Raw genomic sequence first — 19,419 nt, forward strand, 5'->3', positions numbered from 1 at the left:
AAATGAGCATTGAGAAAAATATAACCGCTAAAAATTCATCCCCACTCCTGCTAACGGCTATTTACCTCTATCGAACCGATAAGCCCGTCCTTTATATGAATAATCTTCCTGGTCCTTGCCGCTACATCAGGGGCATGAGTAACAATAATCATTGTCATCCCGTTCCGGTTAACTTCCTGCAAAATATTCATCACTTCTATGGAAGTCGTACTGTCTAAAGCCCCCGTCGGCTCATCAGCTAAAATGAGCTGAGGACTGGCCACCAAAGCCCGGGCTATCGCTACCCGTTGCTTCTGTCCTCCCGATAATTCGTTCGGCATATGCAATGCCCACTCATTCAATCCTAATCGCTCTAAATATTCCATAGCCATTAAATTCCGCTTTTTCCGGGATATTCCCTGATAATAAAGCGGAAGTGCTACATTTTCCAATGCATTTTTAAAAGAAATCAGATTGAAAGACTGAAAGACAAAACCGATCATTTTATTCCGGTATTCCGCAGCTTGCGTTTCGGAAAGATTTTTGATTAAGGTCCCGTTCAGGTAATAATTTCCCGTATCATAATTATCCAGGATTCCCAATATATTCAGAAGAGTAGATTTACCAGAGCCTGAAGCTCCCATAATAGAAACAAATTCTCCTTTTTCAATCGTTAAATCAATCCCCTTTAATACATGCAGAGGAGCCCCATTATTATAAGTTTTGTTGATATTCTCCAAATGTATCATGTATCTCAGTTTTATGCAAATCCTTCATGGTAAAATCTTAAAAGTTCCCCTTTGCCCCCCTATTCAAATTAATGTCATTCCCTCCATTGAAACGTTACTAACATTTATTTTGTAAACTCATAACATTTCTTAGACGCTCAAATATAGACAAACGTTACATATACTGTTTAAAAAAAATAATAAAGATTGAATAAATTATACTTAAAAAAGGAGAAAAGAATATTCATTTGACCAAAAGAATTCATCCTCTGAAAAACAGTTCACCTCTGGGGAATAGAATCAAAATAAAAAGGTATGAATAAAATGGTAGAATCAGTAGTTCCGGTATAAGTCCACCTCGGGCCATTTTCTAATAAACGGATAGCTTCCCGGTTGCAAGAATTCGTTATCCATTGGACGACCCTAATCCCGGAAGGCCGTCCGTATCGATTCACTACAAAAGAAAGTTTTATTTCCCCTTCCAGTCCTGCCCGTTTGGCGTCTTCCGGATAAATCAGAGAGTCCTGGACATAACGTTCAAAAGCTTCGATCCCTCCTACGGGCATCGGTCCTATTTTTCCCTTATTTTCCACCCGCACTCCTCCTTTCTCCTTTACTCCACCCACCCGGGCAAGCTGCTTCCGGAATTTTAACTCAGCATTGGGCTTTGCAGTATCTTTTTCCGGAAGGTCTGCTTCTGAAGAATCAGAAAGCGTTTGTACAACCGCATCCTCAACCGCCTCCGTTTTCAGATCTTGTTTCCGGTCGCGCCTTGCCAAATGCAAAATATTTACAGTATCCCTTTTCTCCACTGCCGCATATTGAGTCGACATCACTTTTTCCCGAGATTCCTTTTCCCAGAAAAAAAGCCCCAGAGTAATAAATACAAGGAAAATTGCAGCAATACCTGCACTCAAACGAATTATTCTTTTCTTACGGGGATATACCCGGTATTCTACTCGTTTAGATAAGTTTTCAATTATTTTTAACGGATCTTCTTTCGCTTCTCCCAATCCTTCCAAGGCTTCATACAAAAAAGGGTCGGACAAAGCCTCTCTCTCCAGAGAGTTAGCAGCCTTGCCTCTCTGTTTGCTACGCAAATACTCCGCTAAATCTTCCCCGTACTTCATCGGTTTACAATTTTCTTTTTACCGGCCACAAACCTTTCCCTTCCCTAAACTTTTTCTTCTGTATGCTAAAGCAAAGGAAAATTTCTTAAGCGATCACCCCCTTCTTTTGCATACACAATTTCAAATTACGTTTTCCGTTCTGTATAAAACTCTTTATCATTTTTAAAGAAAATCCCGTTGCTTCTTCTATTTCCTTATAAGAACGGTCTTCCATAAAAAAACGATAAATGCTAATCCGCTGTTTTTCCGGCAAAGACTCTATACATTTTAATAATACTTTTTCTTTCTGATCTTCTTCCCTGATATCCTCAAGATTAAAATCATCGCAAAATTCCATAAAATTTTCGTCTAAAGTAAGGATAGGATTTAAAGAACGTTTTCGAAGCTTCATCAGACAATAGTTCCTTACACATACATATAACCAAGGCCTGAAAAGACGGATGTCGTTCACCTGAACTTTAGTCAAAAGTTCCTCAAAAATATCCATTACAGCATCCTGAGCATCCTCGCTGTATTTGAAATACTTTAACGCCACCCCATACACCAAAGGTATATAGCGCTTATAAAGTTCAGCCAATTGTTCGGATTTATGACTCTCCCGATAATGGGCTAACAACTCCTCGTCACTGATATTTCCAGGTACTGCTTTCAAATATAATCTGTAAGGTATTTTACAAAGATGATTTTTTTAATAAAATAATGCAACATTTTTCCCGGAAAAGTTCAAATGTTGGAAAAGTTTTCCCTTCAAATGCAGAAATCTATAAAAAAAGAATCAGAATCAACTGTGCAATGATAACCCGAATAAACATCGTCAGCGGATAAACAGTGGCGTATGCGACAGAAGGATTATCACCCGTTACAATCATATTGGCATAATTTAAAGCCATGGGGTTGGACATGCTTCCGCACAACATTCCCGATACTGAACCGAAATCAACCTTCATTATTTTTAAAGCAATAAAAGCCACAATAAGCACAGGCACAATCGTAATGGCAAATCCCAAACCCAGCCATAGTAACCCCTCCGCACGGAAAACCGTCTCAAAAAAATGAACTCCCGCATCCAATCCTAAACAGGCTAAATACATTGATAACCCTAAAGCCCTCAACATTAAATTAGCACTACGGGTCGTATAAGTAATCATATGAAGCCGCGGCCCGAAAGCTCCCATCAAAATCCCCATAATAATAGGCCCCCCGGCTATACCTAATTTAACGGGGAAACTAACTCCTGGAATAACAAAAGGAATGGACCCCACAATCAACCCCAACACAATCCCCACAAATACAGCAACCAGATTGGGTTCTTTCAGGCTCATCACCTTATTCCCCAATACTTTTTCCACATTAGCAATAGCATTTGCCTCTCCGACGACAGTCAACTTATCCCCCAATTGAAGAACTAATTCCGGAGTCGCCAATAACTCCACCCCTGCCCGGTAAATCCGGGTGATATTGATACCAAAATGATTCCGCAACCGTAAAGATCCTAATTTTTTCCCATTGATTTCAGAACGCGTTACTAAAATCCGCTGAGATATCAGCTGGCTATCAATCGCATTCCAATCGATATCGTCCTTATTCCAATCGACATGCTCCTGTTCCCCAAACAACATGGCAAGTGTACCCACCTCCGTTTCCGAAGTGATCACTAATAGTCGATCCCCTTCCTGTAATACCGTATCGGAAGTCGGTATCGAAACTCTTCCATCCCGCCATAAACGCGATATTACAAATTTATGATAGGCCAACAATGCCGTTTCCCTGATCGTTTTACCGAATATCCCGGGATTACATACCTGAAAACCGACAATAAAGGTAGTATGGGATTTCATATCCTCTCCCGGAGTAGGAACCGTCCTATCCAGAAACATTTTGCGAATAACGACAAGGGCAATTATAACCCCCACCACTCCTAAAGGATAGGTCACAGCACATCCCAAAGCCGGATCCGTTTCTTCTATCTGTAGTTGCTTTAAAGTCTGCTGGGCTGCTCCCAGAGCCGGGGTGTTGGTTACCGCTCCGCTTAAAATACCGACCATATCCGACAAGGAAACCCCGGTAAAAATATGGAAAAGAATCGTCATGACAGTTCCCAACAACACTACAGCTAAAGCCAGCATATTCAAGGTAATTCCTCCTTTGCGAAAAGAACCGAAAAAACCGGGCCCCACCTGTAAGCCCAAAGCATATACAAAGAGGATCAAACCGAAACTTTCAGCATAGTTCAACATCTGTGGATCAATACTCAAGCCCAAATGACCGGCTAAAATTCCGATGAAAAATACAAAAGTTACTCCTAAAGAAATTCCCAGAATTTTTACTTTCCCCAACACTAACCCCATAGCCGTAATGAGGGAAACCACCACTACAGCCTGTATTACTGAATGGTCTATAAAAAGCTCTCTTAACCAATCCATTTTCTCAACAATAAAACCGAAGCAAAGGTAGTATTTTAAACTAAAGCAGACAAATACCGTTTTCTTCTAGTTTTTCAATATCCCTGTCCCCCATTATTTTGCGGTGAAATATAAAATCGTTAAAAAGTGTTGGTATTTAATAAGTTCCATCGACATTAAAACTATTTTTCTTATTTTTGTAATCGTAAAAATTGAGCCTATGAGTTATAGAAAGTTATTTACGTTTGTCTCTCTTTTGATTTCTCTGTTTTTTACCTCTTGCTCTTTGCAGCATCTTCCGGAAGTTCCTTTCTCTACCCAATTACGTCCTTTCTCCACAGAAGGAATGTTAATGCCAGCGACTTTAGCCTATTCTGATTATTTACCTAAGCCGGCAGAATTCATAGCTCCTGCCCCTGAAATTACAGATATTTTCAGCGGGGAAGAAAGATATCTGGTAAGAGCTAAAACAGAAAAATTATTCGATAAATGTAAAGAGTTGTGGATAGATTTTGGGCAAATCACAGAAAATTCTTTCGCATTTCCCCTTCCCAATGCACGTATTTTATCCCAATATGGCAGACGCCACAATCGTCCCCACACCGGTATCGATATCAAAACATTTGCCAACGATACGATTCGGGCGGCTTTCGACGGTATTATCCGAATCGCAGGCCGCGCCAGAGGGTATGGGAATGTGGTAGTGATCCGGCATTACAACGGTCTGGAAACGGTATATGGGCATAGTTCTAAACTCCTAGTAAAGGCCGGAGATAAAGTAAAAGCCGGAGATCCCCTCTCTTTGGAAGGACGCACAGGAAGAGCTACGACAGAACATTTGCACTTTGAAACCCGCATCAACGGTCAGCCTTTTGATCCGAACCTGATTATCGACTTTGCAGGTCAGAAATTACAAAACAAATGCCTGGTATTCACCCCTGACGAAAAAGGGAAAATTCATATCGACAAGTATTATAAAATGTACGAATAATTTTACTCTGCAAGTTCTTTTCCTTCGTCTATTTTTCCCGGATGTATTACCAATAAAGAAGGCAAAGAAGAAAACAAATCGGCATCGGCAGCAATGTGTACACAGGTATCGTAACTCAAAACAGCCAGGCGATTCACTCCTTGCAGGGCCTCCTGATTTCTCAAAGATACATCGGGAATCAAATTTTCAGGATATTGACTATATAAATTATCCAAATGGTTTTGCAAAGACATATTTTCTCCACTTTCTTCCCTATAACAGACGCGGATATTTACCCCTTTTGCTAAAAGTGCAACCATATATTCTGTCAGAAACAGATCTTCTTCTCCGCCAATGATCCAATAAATATATTCAGGACAATAAAAATGGCGGTTAACGAAGATCGCAACAGGACAATCGACCTCCCGCATCATTTTTTCTATTTTTTCCCGGTGGAGTATTCCGGGCAGATCGTAAGTTCCCCGACTGAGCATCCGAAAAAAACGATATAGTAAAGGCATACGTTGTTCCGTTAAGCGCTGTGCGTATTCCTGCATAAACTGTTGGCCCGCTCCTACAAATAAAAAACGGACCTTCTCTTTTTCAGCCATCCGGGCCACCTGGTATATCAGTTTATCCGTTACCTGATATCGTTCCGTAAGTTTTACGCCCAATCGTTCGGCCTCCCCTCTGATCGGCTGAAAACTCTTATAAGCATATTCAGCCGCTTTAGCCGGATTAACGTCTGCTCCCAAAGTAAAATGAGCCGCGATCAATTCTGTATCTTTCAACTGATGTTCCAGGAAAAAATGAATGACAGACAGAAGTACTTTCCCACTTTCCGGTTTCCCAAAGGAAAGCAATATTCTATTCTTTAATTCAACTATACCTTCTTTTACATGAAAGACTTTTTCAAAGAAAACCAGCAAAGGAGTCGTCATAAACGTGGTAATCAACGCCATCAAAACCAGAATGACAAAAATAGAAGGAGGCAATACCCCCATTTCGTAACCGATATTTAAAGCGACTAATTCCATGAGCCCCCTTGTGTTCATCAGAGTACCAATGATAAAACTGTCTTTCCAGCTTTCTCCTACCAGTCTGGAGGCAATAGCGCATCCTCCCAATTTACCGACAATAGCCACTCCCACAAATAGAGCACAAACTCCCCATAATTCAGGACTATTTAACAAACCGATTTCCGTTCTCAATCCTGTAAAAGCAAAAAATAAAGGCAGGAAAAAAACCAAAGCGACATCCTCTACTTTCTCCATCATCACTTTGCGGAAACCGATATTGGAAGGCATAACGACTCCCGCAATAAAAGCCCCAAACAAAGCGTGAATACCGATGATTTCAGTTGTTACAGCCGACAGAACTAAAACGATAAAGATAAAAGCGACAAAAGTCTTATTGATAACCTCGCTGGTCGCATATACATTCCCGATCTTTTTCAAGAAAGGACGAACGGCGAGAAACATAATCAAAATGTACAACAATGTCAAGCCTACAGTAAAAAGGGCACTAACAAAAGTACCGGCTTTAGCAATTGCAATGACAACTGCCAACAAACACCAGGCCGTCACATCATCATTGGCAGCCGAAGCAATAGACAAAATTCCGATATGTTTTTTCGTCAATCCCCTTTCCTGAACAATTCTGGCCAAAACAGGAAAAGCAGTAATACTCATTGAAATCCCGATAAAAAGAGCAAAAGGGAGAAACGCCGTATGCGTAACGGCATATTTCTCATACACCCAAAACGAAGTGACAATGCCCAAGAAAAAAGGGACCACAATTCCCGCATGACTGATCACCAGGGTTTCGTTCATCTTGTTCTTCAGTACCCCGAAATCCAATTCCATACCGATCACAAACATAAACAAAACCAGTCCAATCTGACTTAACAAATTCAAATTCATTAAAGAGGCCGGCGGAAAAAGCATTTCAAAAAAGTTCGGGAAAAAATATCCCAACAAAGAAGGCCCTAAGACAATCCCCGCAATAATTTCTCCCATGACTCCGGGTTGGCCGATATAGCTGAAAAGCCAGGAGAAAATGCGAACGGCCGCCAATATCACAATGATCTGAAACAGAAGTACAGCTAAAGGGCTGACTAAATTATCAGCAATAATACGCTGAAATAACTCAAAAGCCCCGCCTTCCTGTTGGACAACAGTAACCACCCCGATTTCTGCAAAACGTTCTCCCCGATGCAAGGCCGCATAGATCAGAAGCCCAAACAAAAGGAGCATCAATATATAGATCAGGTAATTTTTCTTGGATTTTTGCATTGGAAATTTTTTAATAATTTCCCCCGAAGATATAGATTTTTACCCAATTTTATATTTTCAAAAATTACTTATTTTGATTTACCCATTCAATCACTTGTTGCATTTCTGCAGGGGTAACTTGTCCCGCTTTAAAAAAGCGGATGATCCGGTCTTTGTCTACGGCTATTACACAAGAGGCATTGTTTACATCCCCCAAATTCCATCCCCGGCTTAAATAATTATTCGGGTCAAAATATACCTGAGCATTTGTGCCTCTTGTCCGCTTACGTGCCATCCGCTTAATCATTCCATTGGGAATCAAGGGTGCTGCTGCCATATTTACCACTCCGTAAGACTCAATTTTGGAACTATTCATCGGATGAGCTTTAAAATAATCCTGCAAATCTTCGTTCTGACTGGCATGTCCAGGATCCTGGTAAAATATTAACAACGCTTCCTTACCCAACATCGGTAAATTAATGGTGTCGTTTTTGACATTCAAAACTTTGACTTCCCCAACTTTTTCTCCAACCTGTGCCCAAGTCGTCTTTCCAGACAACCCTAAAGCCAATAAAATAATTAAAAAATACCGCATATCTCTCTTTTATTAAATTTTTAATGAAAAATATACGGCAAATCCTCCCCCACAGTTACAGGCTACTAAAGGATAAAAAGAAAACTCATAACTTAAAAATCTCGTATGAACTCAAAAATATAAATATGAAAACAAGGGAAATTATCGGTAATCTGATGGTATTGGGAACCATACTTATTTATAGTTTCAATACGAATTTTATGAAAGTACTTATGCCGGAATGGATCGGTCCGTTAGGACTGGTTCTCGCCCGATGCCTTATGTGTGCTGTTGGCTTCTGGATTATCGGCCTCTTTCTCCCCCGTACTCCCGAAAATAGTCCGGGGCGACGCGATATCGGCATGATGATGCTGGGCGGCGTTTTGGGAATAGGCGCAAATTTACTGTTATACCTTACAGGACTTAACATCACGGGGCCCGTAGATACTTTCGTTATCCGTACCCTCCAGCCGATTATTGTCTTGTTACTGGCTGTACTGATTTTACACGTAAAATTTACAAAATATAAAATGATCGGGATTATCCTCGGTCTCGGAGGAGCTCTCTATGTTTCGATCATGCCCCATAGCGGAAATGTAAAAGACTCCTTTACAGGTGATATCCTGGTCTTCGCTTCCACAGTAGCCAAATCCCTTTTTTTAGTATTAATCAAACCTTATACGCAAAAGTACAACGCTTTCGTAGTAATGAAATGGATGGGACTGGCAGCTTTTATTGTTACTTTTCCTTTTGGGATCCGGCAACTTTTACAAGCCTCCCTCTTCCACACAACCGCTCCGGTAGCTATTTGGCTGGAATTCGGGTTTATACTCCTCATCACCACGATGGGAGCTTATTACCTCTCGGTAAAAGCCCTGAACTATATCACTCCCTTTGTAGAAAGCGCCTATATTTATCTGCTCCCTGTTACCGGAGCAATTGTCACCATCGGAATGGGATTACAGAAATTTTCCTGGCACGACCCGATCGCTCTTGCCCTAATTGTTATCGGATTTATTTTTATCAACAAAAAAACACCTACAACCTCTCAAACCGCTAAGCCATAGAAAGGCAACTCTGAATTTATCCAGATATCCGGGAAATGTCAATTCGGTGCAAAGTGTCTTTATCCAGCAACAGCCTTTTCAGGCATGTCTTTTGGATAAATGACACAAAAGGGCACGTCCCTATAGGGTAACACCGATGATACCCCTCTCCGAAGACTCAATAAAATCGAGCATATAAGCCAATTCAGGACCGATTTCCATTATTTCCCGGATACGCCGGAGAGCATTTTCCAAACTGGTACCACACTGATAAATCTGTCGGTAAGCTTTGGCAATGTCATCGATCAAACCCTCTGAGAAATGACCTTCTTTCGCCAATATAAGAGCATTAATCCCATAATAAGTAATCGGATTATGAGCCGCTACAATATAAGGAGGCACATCTTTATTGGCCCGGCATCCATCGCGTACCAACGACCAGCTTCCTACCCGGCAACCGTGTTTTATAATCACTCCGCTTCCCAAAATAGCCTCATCATCGATAATACAATTTCCGGCCGTCTTCGCCCCATTTCCCAAAACACAATTATTTCCTAAATGGGTATCGTGAGCCAGATGAACTCCTTCCAATAAAAAGTTGCCATCCCCGACAATCGTACTATCAGTCGTATTGGTACCCCGGTTGATAATTACCTTTTCCCGGATCGTATTGTGATGCCCGATTTTCAATAAAGTATCCTCACCTTTAAACTTAAAATCCTGAGGAGTAGCACCAATTATAGCCCCCTGATATACTATATTATCTGTTCCCATACGCGTCCCACTCAGTATACTAGCATAGGGCATGATCGTACAATTATCGCCGATTTCCACATCTTTATCGATATAGGCGAAAGGATGAATCGTGACATTATCGCCGATTTTAGCTCCTTTATCTACATAAGCCAATGGACTGATCATAATTTCAATATTAAAGGTTAATTATTTTACTCCTCCTCCCAAAGCATGATACAAATTCACAACCGCCTGCATCCGTTGGAATTCATCAGCTATCCCCGACAACTGGGCGCTTAACAAAGATTGTTGAGCTGTCAGGACTTCCAGATAAGTAGAGGTTCCTAAGGTTAATAATTCCTGAGTATATTCTACGGATTTTTCCAAAGATTCGATCTGCTTTTCCCGTTGTACAATTTTATCCTGTGCCGTCTGGTAAAGATTTAAAGCATTGCTCACTTCACTTCCCGCATTCAGAATAGCCTGTTCAAAACTCAATAAGGCTTCCTGTTGCTGGGCTTTGGCAATTTTTAAACGGGCAATATTAGCTCCCCGATAAAAAAGAGGCTGAGTCAGGGAACCAATCACAGAAGCAATCATTTTCCCGGGATTCGTAATCAGATTCCCGGCCTGATTGGTCCAACCGTAAGTGCCATTTATTGTAATCTGGGGGTAAAAAGCGGCCCGGGCTTCATTTGTATTGTAGTATGTCCCCGCTAATGCCATCTCTGCCACTTTTACGTCCGGGCGGTTTCCCAACAACTGAATCGGAACTCCGGCTTGCAATACTGTCGGTAATTGCTGATCTTCTATTCTTCCTCTTGCAATTTTTTGCGGAGCTTGCCTCAGCAATAATGACAAGGAATTCTCCGTTTCCCGAATCTGATTTTTCAAATCCGCCATGGAGGCAAGAACCATATAATAATTGGCTTCACTCTGTACTACTCCGGCCTCATTCACCATAGCCGCCTCTTTCATCGCCCTCATGGTCTCCACATTCTTCTTCCAGAGTACAGAAGTTTCTTCCGTTATCTCCAACTGCTTATCCAGCATAAGCAACATATAATAATAATTGGCGATGGCTGCCACTACTTGCGTCTGTACAGCCTGCTGATAAGCTTCACTCTGTAGCAAAGCGGCTTTCGCAGCCCGTTTGGTATTTAAGATTTTACCGAAAAGGTCAATCTCCCAACTTCCCACTACCGGCAACGACCAGCTCCAACTTCCGTGCGACTTGTCAAAACTACTTACTCCTCCTTGAGGCGCCAAGGAAAGAGAAGGCAAATAAGACAAACGGGAGGTCATCAAGCTGGCCTGAGCCTCTTTCACCCTCAGCAAGGCCGCCTGTAAATCCGTATTTCTCTCCAAACCCAAGCGAATCAACGCCTGTAAATCCGGATCGGTAAATACCTGCTCCCAAGGGAGATTCGCCATATTTGAAGTATCAGAAACCAACGTATCTGTAGTCGAAACAGGATCTCTGTAAAGTCCCTGAGTATCTACTTCAGGCCGGCTATACTGCTTATATATATGGCAACTACTCAAAAGTAAAGCCATACACAACGGATATAATAGGATTTTTATCTTCATTTTATTCATTATTTCGTATACTGTTCAATCTCAGATTCTATTTCTGTATTATCTGTATCATGCCATTCCATCGGTTTAAGTTTTTCCTGCAGATATTCAAAAGCGACAAACAATGCCGGCACAATAAATATCTGACATATCATACCGATAAGCATACCTCCGATGGATCCCGTCCCTAACGTACTGTTACCATTTGCCCCTACTCCGTGAGCAAACATCAAAGGAATCAACCCGATAATCATCGCCAAGGATGTCATCAAAATAGGCCGTAAACGGGCAGAAGCACCCGATATAGCCGCATCTTTAATACTCATGCCCGTTTTTCGCCTGTCTAAGGCAAATTCCGTAATCAGAATGGCATTTTTCGCCAATAAACCAATCAACATAATAAGGGCAATCTGCATGTAAATATTATTTTCTACTCCCATTATCTGAGCAAAAATAAAACTTCCCATCAAACCGGAAGGCACAGAAAGGATAACGACCAAAGGCAATAAATAACTTTCATACTGTGCACTCAACAACAAATAAACAAATACCAGACAAAGGGCAAAAATGATAGCCGTTGTTCCCCCGCTACTCCCTTGTTCTTCACGGGTCATACCCGAAAATTCATACCCATATCCGGTCGGCAATTCAGCAGCAGCCACTTCTTCTATAGCCTTAATAGCCTGTCCGGAGCTATAGCCATCTGCTGCAGAACCGTTTACACTCATAGAAGTAAACATATTAAAACGTTTAATATTATCCGGGCCGTATACTTTTTTCAAAGTCATAAATTGAGTAATCGGAGCCATCTCATTGCCATTTCTCACTTTTATCCCCTGCAATGACTCGGGACTAACACGATATTTGGGATCGGCTTGTATCATGACACGGTAAAGCTTTCCAAAACGGTTAAAATTGGAAGCATAAATACCCCCGTAATATCCCTGCAAGGTCGTCAGAATATCATTCGGACTGATACCGGCTTGTTTACATTTTGCCGCATCGATCTCGATCATATACTGCGGGAAGGTAGGATTGAAGGAAGTTTGAGCCGTAGCAATTTCCGGTCTTTCCCTCAACTTCGCCAAAAAGTTTTGGGCAATTTCGTAAAAATCATCCAGATCGCCTCCTGTCTTGTCCTGTAAATTCAATTCATAACCGTTCGTAACACTATAGCCGGGAATCATCGGAGGAGCAAATAACAATACCCGGGCATCTTTGATAGCCGTTTTCGCCTGCATATAAAGTGAACCGATGATGGAATTGAGATCCTGCCCTTCTCCCTTCCGTTCCGACCAGTCTTTCAACTTTACAATCAATGTACCGTAAGAACTACCTTGTCCGGCCAGAAAACTGTAGCCGGTCACCTGCGTCCGGTTTGCCACAGCCGGATTAGCTGCGACCAAACTGTCCACTTGCTGCATGACATACTGGGTTCTTTCCTGAGAAGTCCCGGGAGCCATATCCACCACTACAAACAACGTCCCCGTATCTTCATTGGGCACTAATCCCGTCGGCGTAATATTCATCAATAAAATCAACAAAACAGCAGTGACTACTACTACCCCAAAAGCTAATATTTTGCGGTGTATAAAAAACAATATACTCTTCTCATATTTCTTCAACAGCCGGTCGTAAGCAACGTTAAAAGCGATATGAAAACGCTCGATAAAGGTCGTTTTTTTCTTTTTTTCTTCTTTCTGCTGATGCGGTTTCAGGAAAATAGCACACAAAGCCGGACTCAATGTCAACGCATTAATAGCGGACAATCCAATAGCAATCGCCATTGTCAAACCGAACTGACGGTAAAAAGTTCCGGATGTTCCCCCCATAAAGCTTACCGGAATAAAAACCGACATCATTACCAAAGTAATGGATACGATTGCTCCTCCCAACTCACTCATGGCATCAATAGAGGCTAAACGGGCCGACTTATATCCCTGATCCAGTTTCGCATGCACCCCTTCCACCACTACAATTGCATCATCTACTACAATCGCAATAGCCAAGACCATAGCACATAAGGTCAGTAAGTTGACACTAAATCCTATCAGATACAAACCAAAAAAGGTACCGATCAGGGCCACAGGAATGGCTATCGCCGGAATCAAAGTTGAACGAAAATCCTGCAAAAAGATATACACGACCAAAAATACCAGAATAAATGCCTCTATCAATGTCTTTAATACCTCATGTATAGACGCAAACAAAAAGTCATTTGCATTGATAAGGGTGGCAATTTTTACTCCGGAAGGCAAATCCTTCTCAATCTTATTCAAATAATCGCTGATATTATTGATAATTTCTGTTGCATTGGAACCCGCTGTCTGAAAAACGATAGCGGTTACTCCGGCATGTCCGTTTACCTTATTGTCATACCCGTAAGTCAATCGTCCCAACTCCACATTAGCTACATCCTTCAGCCGCAAGATCTCTCCCTCCGGAGTCGCCCGGATCACGATATCTTCAAACTCCTCTACAGTCTGCAAACGACCTTTATAGCGCATGATATACTGAAAAGACTGATCGCCTTTTTCTCCGAATTGTCCGGGCGCAGCTTCTATATTCTGTTCGGCCAAAGCAACCGTCACATCTCCCGGCATGAGTTTATACTGAGCCATTACATCTGGCTTTAACCAGATACGCATGGAATAATCCGTTCCAAAAACCATCACATCCCCTACTCCCGGGATACGCTTAATTTCCGGAACCGTATTAATATTCAGATAATTCTCTAAAAAATTAACATCGTATTTATCGTCGGAACTATACAAAGAAAAACCCATCAACATACTTGTCTGCCGCTTTTGAGTGATCACCCCGACTTGGGTTACTTCTACCGGCAGAAAACCTTGTGCCTTAGCCACACGGTTTTGTACGTTTACGGCAGCCATATCCGGGTCTGTTCCCTGTTTAAAATACACTTCTATCGACGCATCTCCTGTATTGGTTGCCGTAGAAGTCATGTACATCATATCTTCTACACCGTTAATCTGCTCTTCCAAAGGAGCGATCACACTGTTTAAAACGGTCTGGGCATTCGCTCCCGTATAAGTTGTATTCACACGTATAGTAGGAGGAGCAATATCCGGATACTGAGACACAGGGAGAGACACTAATCCCAATACCCCTAAAATAACGATTAGAATAGAAATAACCGTCGAAAGCACCGGACGGTTTATAAATTTATCTAATTTCATTTTCTTTTCTTTTTAACACAAATTATTTTTTCTCAGCTTCCCCTTGTTTCTGAGTCATAGCACTGATTTTAGCTGCTGATTCCTGCGGAGTAATGGGCTTGATCCGCTGTCCGTCTCTCAAGGTACCTACTCCTTCTATCACCACCTGATCTCCAGGATTTAAACCCGCAGTAACGACATAATTCTTTCCGTCATCTAAATTAAATATTTGTATTTCCGTATTTTTCAGGGTGGAATCAGCTTGTACTACATATACAAACTTTTTATCCTGTAGCTCATACGAAGCCTTTTGAGGTATTAAAAGAGCCTCTTCCATAACCGAAGGGATCTGTATAGATCCGGTTCCTCCGCTTCTCAATAAATATTGCGGGTTGTTAAATGCAGCCCTAACGCTCACAGCTCCGGTAGCCTGATCAATCACTCCACTGATTGTTTCAATCTTACCCTTCTCCGGATAAAGCGAACCATCAGCCAGTACTAATTCCACTTCGGGCATCTTTTGCAATACCCCTGTAGAGGAACCATCCTGCCGGATTAAATCCAATAATTGTTTTTCCGTCATCGAAAAATAAACATACATTTTCGAAATATCCGAAACTGTAGTCAAAGGCGTTGCGGTCGTAGGCCCTACTAAAGCTCCTACCCGAAAAGGGATCGTTCCTACTACTCCATCCGAAGGACTTACGACTTTTGTATAAGAAAGATTTTTTTCGGCATTCACTAACTGGGCCTCAGCCTGCGCCAGAGCCGCTTTCTGAGAAGCCAGCGTATTCTCAGCCATTTGTAAATCGTATTGACTGATAATATTCTTTTTCGTCAATTCCCGTTTGTTATCCGTAGTTAACTGTGCTGTCGCCACATTGGCCTTCGCCACGTTTACAGCAGCCCGCGCTACGTTTACAGCTTCTTCATACTGTACCGGATCAATTATAAATAAAGTTTCCCCCTTCCGGACTGTCGCTCCCTCATCCACACATAATTGAGTAATAAAACCACTTACATTTGGGCGAATCTCGATATCCTGCCGGCCTCGGATGGTAGCAGGATAAGAACTACTCAAAGCAACTGACTGAGGCTCCAACGTAATGACAGCATATTCTGCCGCTCCTCCAAAACCTGTTTGCTGCTTGGAACTACAAGCAAAAAGCGTCACACCGAATGCAACAATAAATAACTTACGAAACTGCATTTTCATTAGTTTTTGAATTTTCATATTATTTTTAATTGATATATCAGGGGATTAAATAAAAAGTCCAAAATTTTATAGGCGAAACTCTACAAAATTCATGCAAAACTACGATGATTTATGTTTATTATTTCAATAAATATGAAAAAAAAATTGATTTCAAACGATTTTTTTTGAAAATAAATTTAATTTCTGCCTAAAAAATAGTTGTGTAGAACGTTTATACGTAAAAATATTCAAAAAATATACGGGATATAAAGGAAGAGAAGAAAACACCCAGAAATGCTTTTCTCCTATAGCTTCCGGTAAATCGTATCCATTTTTAGCATTCCAGGGGAATACTTCCTTTTTTATACTCTACACACCCTTTTAATCTCTATCTTTGTCCTCCGATAAAAATCAGGCTATGGGTAAAAAAAACATGCTTTTTCATATACTAGCAGCTTTCACCATTATTATCTGGGGAATCACACTGATTTCCACAAAAATACTAATTTTCAACGGTTTAAGTCCAGCCGGCATTATGCTTTACCGTTTTGTGATCGCCTACGCCGTTCTTTGGATATTTTATCCTCGCCTCCCTAAAGTGAAAAAATGGAAAGACGAAGCGATATTTTTTGCAGCCGGACTTTTCGGAGGGACGATCTATTTCTTAACGGAAAATACGGCTGTTGGGATTACCAATACTTCCAACGTAGCTCTGATCGTTACTACAGCCCCTTTGCTCACTGCTTTTATAGCAAATTTTACCTTGAAAAACGAACCGTTAAAGCGTCATACCTTCCTCGGTTCCATCATCGCTTTAGGAGGTGTCTTTTTAATTGTCTTCAACGGTAATTTTATCCTTCAGTTAAACCCGGCAGGAGATTTATTATCTTTTTTCTCCGCTTTATCCTGGGCCATATATTCCATATTAATCAAAAAAATCAGTCATCAATATCCAGTGTTATTTACGACCAGGCGTGTTTTCTTTTACAGCATACTCACTCTTTTGCCCTGGTTTTGTTACGAACCCCTCCCCCTGGATTTTTCTATTCTTCTTCAAAAAGAAGTCATTTTCAATTTACTTTTCCTGAGCCTCATCGCTTCCTCCCTCTGTTTTTACATTTGGAATATCATCATTAAAAACTTAGGAGCTGTACATACAAATAATTATATTTATTTTATCAGTATTGTCACCCTGTTTGTTTCTTGGCTGGTATTAGATGAAAAAATCACCGCCTACGCCCTTCTGGGAGCCGTACTCATTCTTGCAGGAGTCTATCTGGCCGAACGAAAAACAAATAAAATAAAGTGATAAAATTTAACATATTTTCAAAGGAGCATTTCTATTTTCATTAAATTAATTCACAAATTATACTTAATTTTGCTAGGCATTCGATAAGACCCATTAAAATTACTTCTTCAACTTACTAAAGTATAATTTATGATCTTTACTACCGAAAATATCCTGCTTATTGGTTCTATTCTTTTATTTGTCAGCCTAATCGTGGGCAAAACCGGCTATCGTTTCGGAGTACCGGCTTTGCTGTTGTTCCTTATCGTTGGTATGTTATTTGGGAGTGACGGCCTGGGAATTCAATTCAACAATCCGCAACAAGCACAATTTATCGGCATGATTGCTTTGAGCATCATTCTGTTTTCTGGCGGAATGGATACCAAGATGACAGAAATCCGTCCCGTATTAGGAGAAGGCGTTGTTTTAGCCACGGCAGGAGTTTTTATAACCGCCTTAGTAACAGGCGGATTTATCTACTGGATCTCCGGCATGACGGGACAACACATCGCGCTTACATTGGTAGAAGCTCTGCTGCTGGCTTCCGTAATGTCTTCAACCGATTCAGCTTCTGTTTTCTCCATCCTCCGTTCTAAAAAACTACATTTGAAGTACAACTTACGCCCGATGCTGGAACTGGAAAGTGGAAGTAATGACCCGATGGCTTATCTGCTGACCATTCTTTTTATCCAAATGGTACAGGCGGAAAATATGGGTATCGGCTCGCTGGCTCTGGAATTGGTTATGCAACTGAGTATAGGAGCCATCTGTGGCTACCTGCTGGGACGTTTAGCTGTCTTAACCCTGAATAAAATCAACATCCAATACGAATCTCTTTATCCCGTATTATTACTGGCTCTGGTATTTTTCGTTTTCTCTTTTACGAATTTACTTCGGGGGAATGGTTATTTAGCAGTTTATATCGCAGGAGTTATTGTCGGGAACCGACCTTTTATTCATAAAAAAAGTGTCACTTCGTTTTTCGACGGATTTGCCTGGCTATGCCAGATCATCATGTTCCTTACCCTGGGGTTATTAGTAAATCCACACGAATTACTCGAGGTAGCCAGTCTTGGGTTACTGGTAGGCGTCTTTCTGATCCTGATAGCCCGTCCTGTCAGCGTATTCCTCTGCCTGCTACCCTTCCGAAAATTACCGATGAAAGGCCGCATTTTCGTTTCCTGGGTCGGTCTAAGGGGAGCCGTTCCGATTATTTTCGCAACCTATCCCCAAATTGCAGGAGTTCCGCATGCCGATCTGATATTCAATGTCGTATTCTTTATTACCATACTTTCTTTGCTCGTCCAGGGGATGAGCATTCCCTGGGTAGCCAAACGACTGAATCTGGGAATGCCGGAGCCCAAAACCGGAAATACGTTCGGAGTAGAGTTACCGGAAAGCATAAAGTCGGCTATGTCTGAAATTACCATCACCCCGGAATTGTTACAAAAGGGGAACCAATTGATGCACTTATCCCTACCGGATAATACACTGGTCGTTATGATTAACCGGGAAAACAATTACATGGTCCCCACTGGAAAAACACAATTAAAAACCGGAGATAAATTATTGGTAATTACCGATAACGACGAAGCCCTCCGAGATACATACGAGAGTTTAGGAGTAAAGGAATATACGCTGGAAAAAAACTAAAAGTCTTACAATATAAACGGAAAAATGATGTGGGATTTAATATTAAGATTAGTCGTCGCCTCCTGTTTCGGAGCACTTATCGGTCTGGATAGAGAATATCGGGCCAAAGAAGCAGGCCTGCGGACCCACTTCCTCGTATGCCTGGGAAGCGCCTTATTTATGATCGTCTCCCAACATGGTTTTTCGGACGTATTAGGAACGGCCGGCGTCGGACTCGATCCCAGCCGTATAGCTGCGCAAGTTGTCAGCGGAATCGGTTTTCTCGGTGCAGGTACTATTATTATACAAAAACAATTTGTCCGGGGACTCACCACAGCAGCCGGTTTATGGGCGACTGCCGCCATAGGACTTGTCATCGGCGGGGGAATGTATTATATCGGTATCGCCGGAGTCGTGCTTACACTAGCTGGCCTTGAATTAACCAATCTCTTTCTCCGGAAAGTGGGACTCCACAGTATTTTGCTGATTTTTACGACCAGTAAAAAGGAAAATCTGGGAATTATTACCAATGAAATCAATAGTCTAGGGCACCATATCACCAGTTATACAACCGATGAGGAACATTTCGGAGACACTAAAACCTACCATGTTACCATGGTCATCAAAACCCGCAAATTCGGAGAAGAAAGCCTATTGTTCCAATTTATACAATCCTTACCAGACCTGACCATCAATAAGATGGAATAAAA

Annotated in this window: 15 protein-coding genes; 5 read left to right on the top strand and 10 right to left on the bottom strand. The window is 41.5% G+C overall.

Features of this window, described 5'->3' with window-relative positions; genetic code table 11:
* Window positions 1–50 precede the first annotated feature (50 nt).
* The 4 genes from HMPREF9449_RS09480 to HMPREF9449_RS09495 all read right to left on the bottom strand — a co-directional run bounded on the left by HMPREF9449_RS09480 (window position 51) and on the right by HMPREF9449_RS09495 (window position 4,260).
* Window positions 51–728, bottom strand: coding sequence for an ABC transporter ATP-binding protein (locus tag HMPREF9449_RS09480; protein ID WP_009137040.1), 678 nt, complete (start codon window positions 726–728; stop codon window positions 51–53).
* Window positions 729–988: 260 nt separating this feature from the next.
* Window positions 989–1,837 (bottom strand): energy transducer TonB, encoded by an 849-nt coding sequence (locus HMPREF9449_RS15920; protein WP_009137041.1) that lies wholly within the window; start codon window positions 1,835–1,837, stop codon window positions 989–991.
* A gap of 85 nt (window positions 1,838–1,922) precedes the next feature.
* The gene (locus HMPREF9449_RS09490) at window positions 1,923–2,489 is read right to left on the bottom strand and encodes an RNA polymerase sigma factor (protein WP_009137042.1); all 567 of its coding nucleotides are present in this window, start codon (window positions 2,487–2,489) and stop codon (window positions 1,923–1,925) included.
* Between the two features lie 109 nt (window positions 2,490–2,598).
* Window positions 2,599–4,260 carry a putative transporter gene (locus tag HMPREF9449_RS09495; RefSeq protein ID WP_009137043.1) on the bottom strand — a complete coding sequence of 554 codons (1,662 nt, stop codon included), beginning with the start codon at window positions 4,258–4,260 and terminating at the stop codon, window positions 2,599–2,601.
* A gap of 199 nt (window positions 4,261–4,459) precedes the next feature.
* Between HMPREF9449_RS09495 and HMPREF9449_RS09500 the strand changes: the two genes are divergently transcribed.
* Window positions 4,460–5,230 carry a M23 family metallopeptidase gene (locus tag HMPREF9449_RS09500; protein WP_009137044.1) on the top strand — a complete coding sequence of 257 codons (771 nt, stop codon included), beginning with the start codon at window positions 4,460–4,462 and terminating at the stop codon, window positions 5,228–5,230.
* Window positions 5,231–5,232: 2 nt separating this feature from the next.
* On the opposite strand, the gene HMPREF9449_RS09505 is transcribed toward HMPREF9449_RS09500, so the two are convergent.
* Together HMPREF9449_RS09505 and HMPREF9449_RS09510 are read right to left on the bottom strand one after the other, a co-directional pair.
* Window positions 5,233–7,503 (bottom strand): cation:proton antiporter, encoded by a 2,271-nt coding sequence (locus HMPREF9449_RS09505; protein ID WP_009137045.1) that lies wholly within the window; start codon window positions 7,501–7,503, stop codon window positions 5,233–5,235.
* Window positions 7,504–7,567: 64 nt separating this feature from the next.
* Window positions 7,568–8,077 (bottom strand): YtfJ family protein, encoded by a 510-nt coding sequence (locus HMPREF9449_RS09510; protein ID WP_009137046.1) that lies wholly within the window; start codon window positions 8,075–8,077, stop codon window positions 7,568–7,570.
* 125 nt (window positions 8,078–8,202) lie between these two features.
* On the opposite strand from HMPREF9449_RS09510, the gene HMPREF9449_RS09515 reads away from it, so the two are divergent.
* Window positions 8,203–9,123 (top strand): DMT family transporter, encoded by a 921-nt coding sequence (locus HMPREF9449_RS09515; protein ID WP_147640047.1) that lies wholly within the window; start codon window positions 8,203–8,205, stop codon window positions 9,121–9,123.
* 120 nt (window positions 9,124–9,243) lie between these two features.
* On the opposite strand, the gene lpxA is transcribed toward HMPREF9449_RS09515, so the two are convergent.
* From lpxA to HMPREF9449_RS09535, 4 genes are read right to left on the bottom strand one after another with little or no spacing between them, the layout of a single operon-like run.
* The gene (gene lpxA, locus HMPREF9449_RS09520; RefSeq protein WP_009137048.1) at window positions 9,244–10,023 is read right to left on the bottom strand and encodes an acyl-ACP--UDP-N-acetylglucosamine O-acyltransferase; all 780 of its coding nucleotides are present in this window, start codon (window positions 10,021–10,023) and stop codon (window positions 9,244–9,246) included.
* 21 nt (window positions 10,024–10,044) lie between these two features.
* On the bottom strand, window positions 10,045–11,427 hold the full coding sequence (locus HMPREF9449_RS09525) for a TolC family protein (RefSeq protein WP_009137049.1): 1,383 nt from the start codon (window positions 11,425–11,427) through the stop codon (window positions 10,045–10,047).
* 8 nt (window positions 11,428–11,435) lie between these two features.
* Complete coding sequence (locus HMPREF9449_RS09530; protein ID WP_009137050.1) at window positions 11,436–14,615, bottom strand: efflux RND transporter permease subunit; 3,180 nt, start codon at window positions 14,613–14,615, stop codon at window positions 11,436–11,438.
* A 22-nt stretch (window positions 14,616–14,637) separates the two neighbouring features.
* Entirely contained in the window at window positions 14,638–15,810 is a 1,173-nt protein-coding gene (locus tag HMPREF9449_RS09535) for an efflux RND transporter periplasmic adaptor subunit (protein ID WP_147640049.1), read from the bottom strand.
* Window positions 15,811–16,207: 397 nt separating this feature from the next.
* On the opposite strand from HMPREF9449_RS09535, the gene HMPREF9449_RS09540 reads away from it, so the two are divergent.
* The 3 genes from HMPREF9449_RS09540 to HMPREF9449_RS09550 all read left to right on the top strand — a co-directional run bounded on the left by HMPREF9449_RS09540 (window position 16,208) and on the right by HMPREF9449_RS09550 (window position 19,417).
* A complete protein-coding gene (locus HMPREF9449_RS09540; protein WP_009137052.1) occupies window positions 16,208–17,098 on the top strand; it encodes a DMT family transporter in 891 nt (296 codons plus the stop codon).
* Window positions 17,099–17,227: 129 nt separating this feature from the next.
* Window positions 17,228–18,730 carry a potassium/proton antiporter gene (locus tag HMPREF9449_RS09545; RefSeq protein ID WP_009137053.1) on the top strand — a complete coding sequence of 501 codons (1,503 nt, stop codon included), beginning with the start codon at window positions 17,228–17,230 and terminating at the stop codon, window positions 18,728–18,730.
* Window positions 18,731–18,754: 24 nt separating this feature from the next.
* Window positions 18,755–19,417, top strand: a complete 663-nt coding sequence (locus HMPREF9449_RS09550) for an MgtC/SapB family protein (protein ID WP_040611324.1) — start codon at window positions 18,755–18,757, stop codon at window positions 19,415–19,417.
* Window positions 19,418–19,419 lie beyond the last annotated feature (2 nt).

Origin of the sequence: Odoribacter laneus YIT 12061, from assembly GCF_000243215.1 — a bacterium.
GTDB lineage: Bacteria > Bacteroidota > Bacteroidia > Bacteroidales > Marinifilaceae > Culturomica > Culturomica lanea.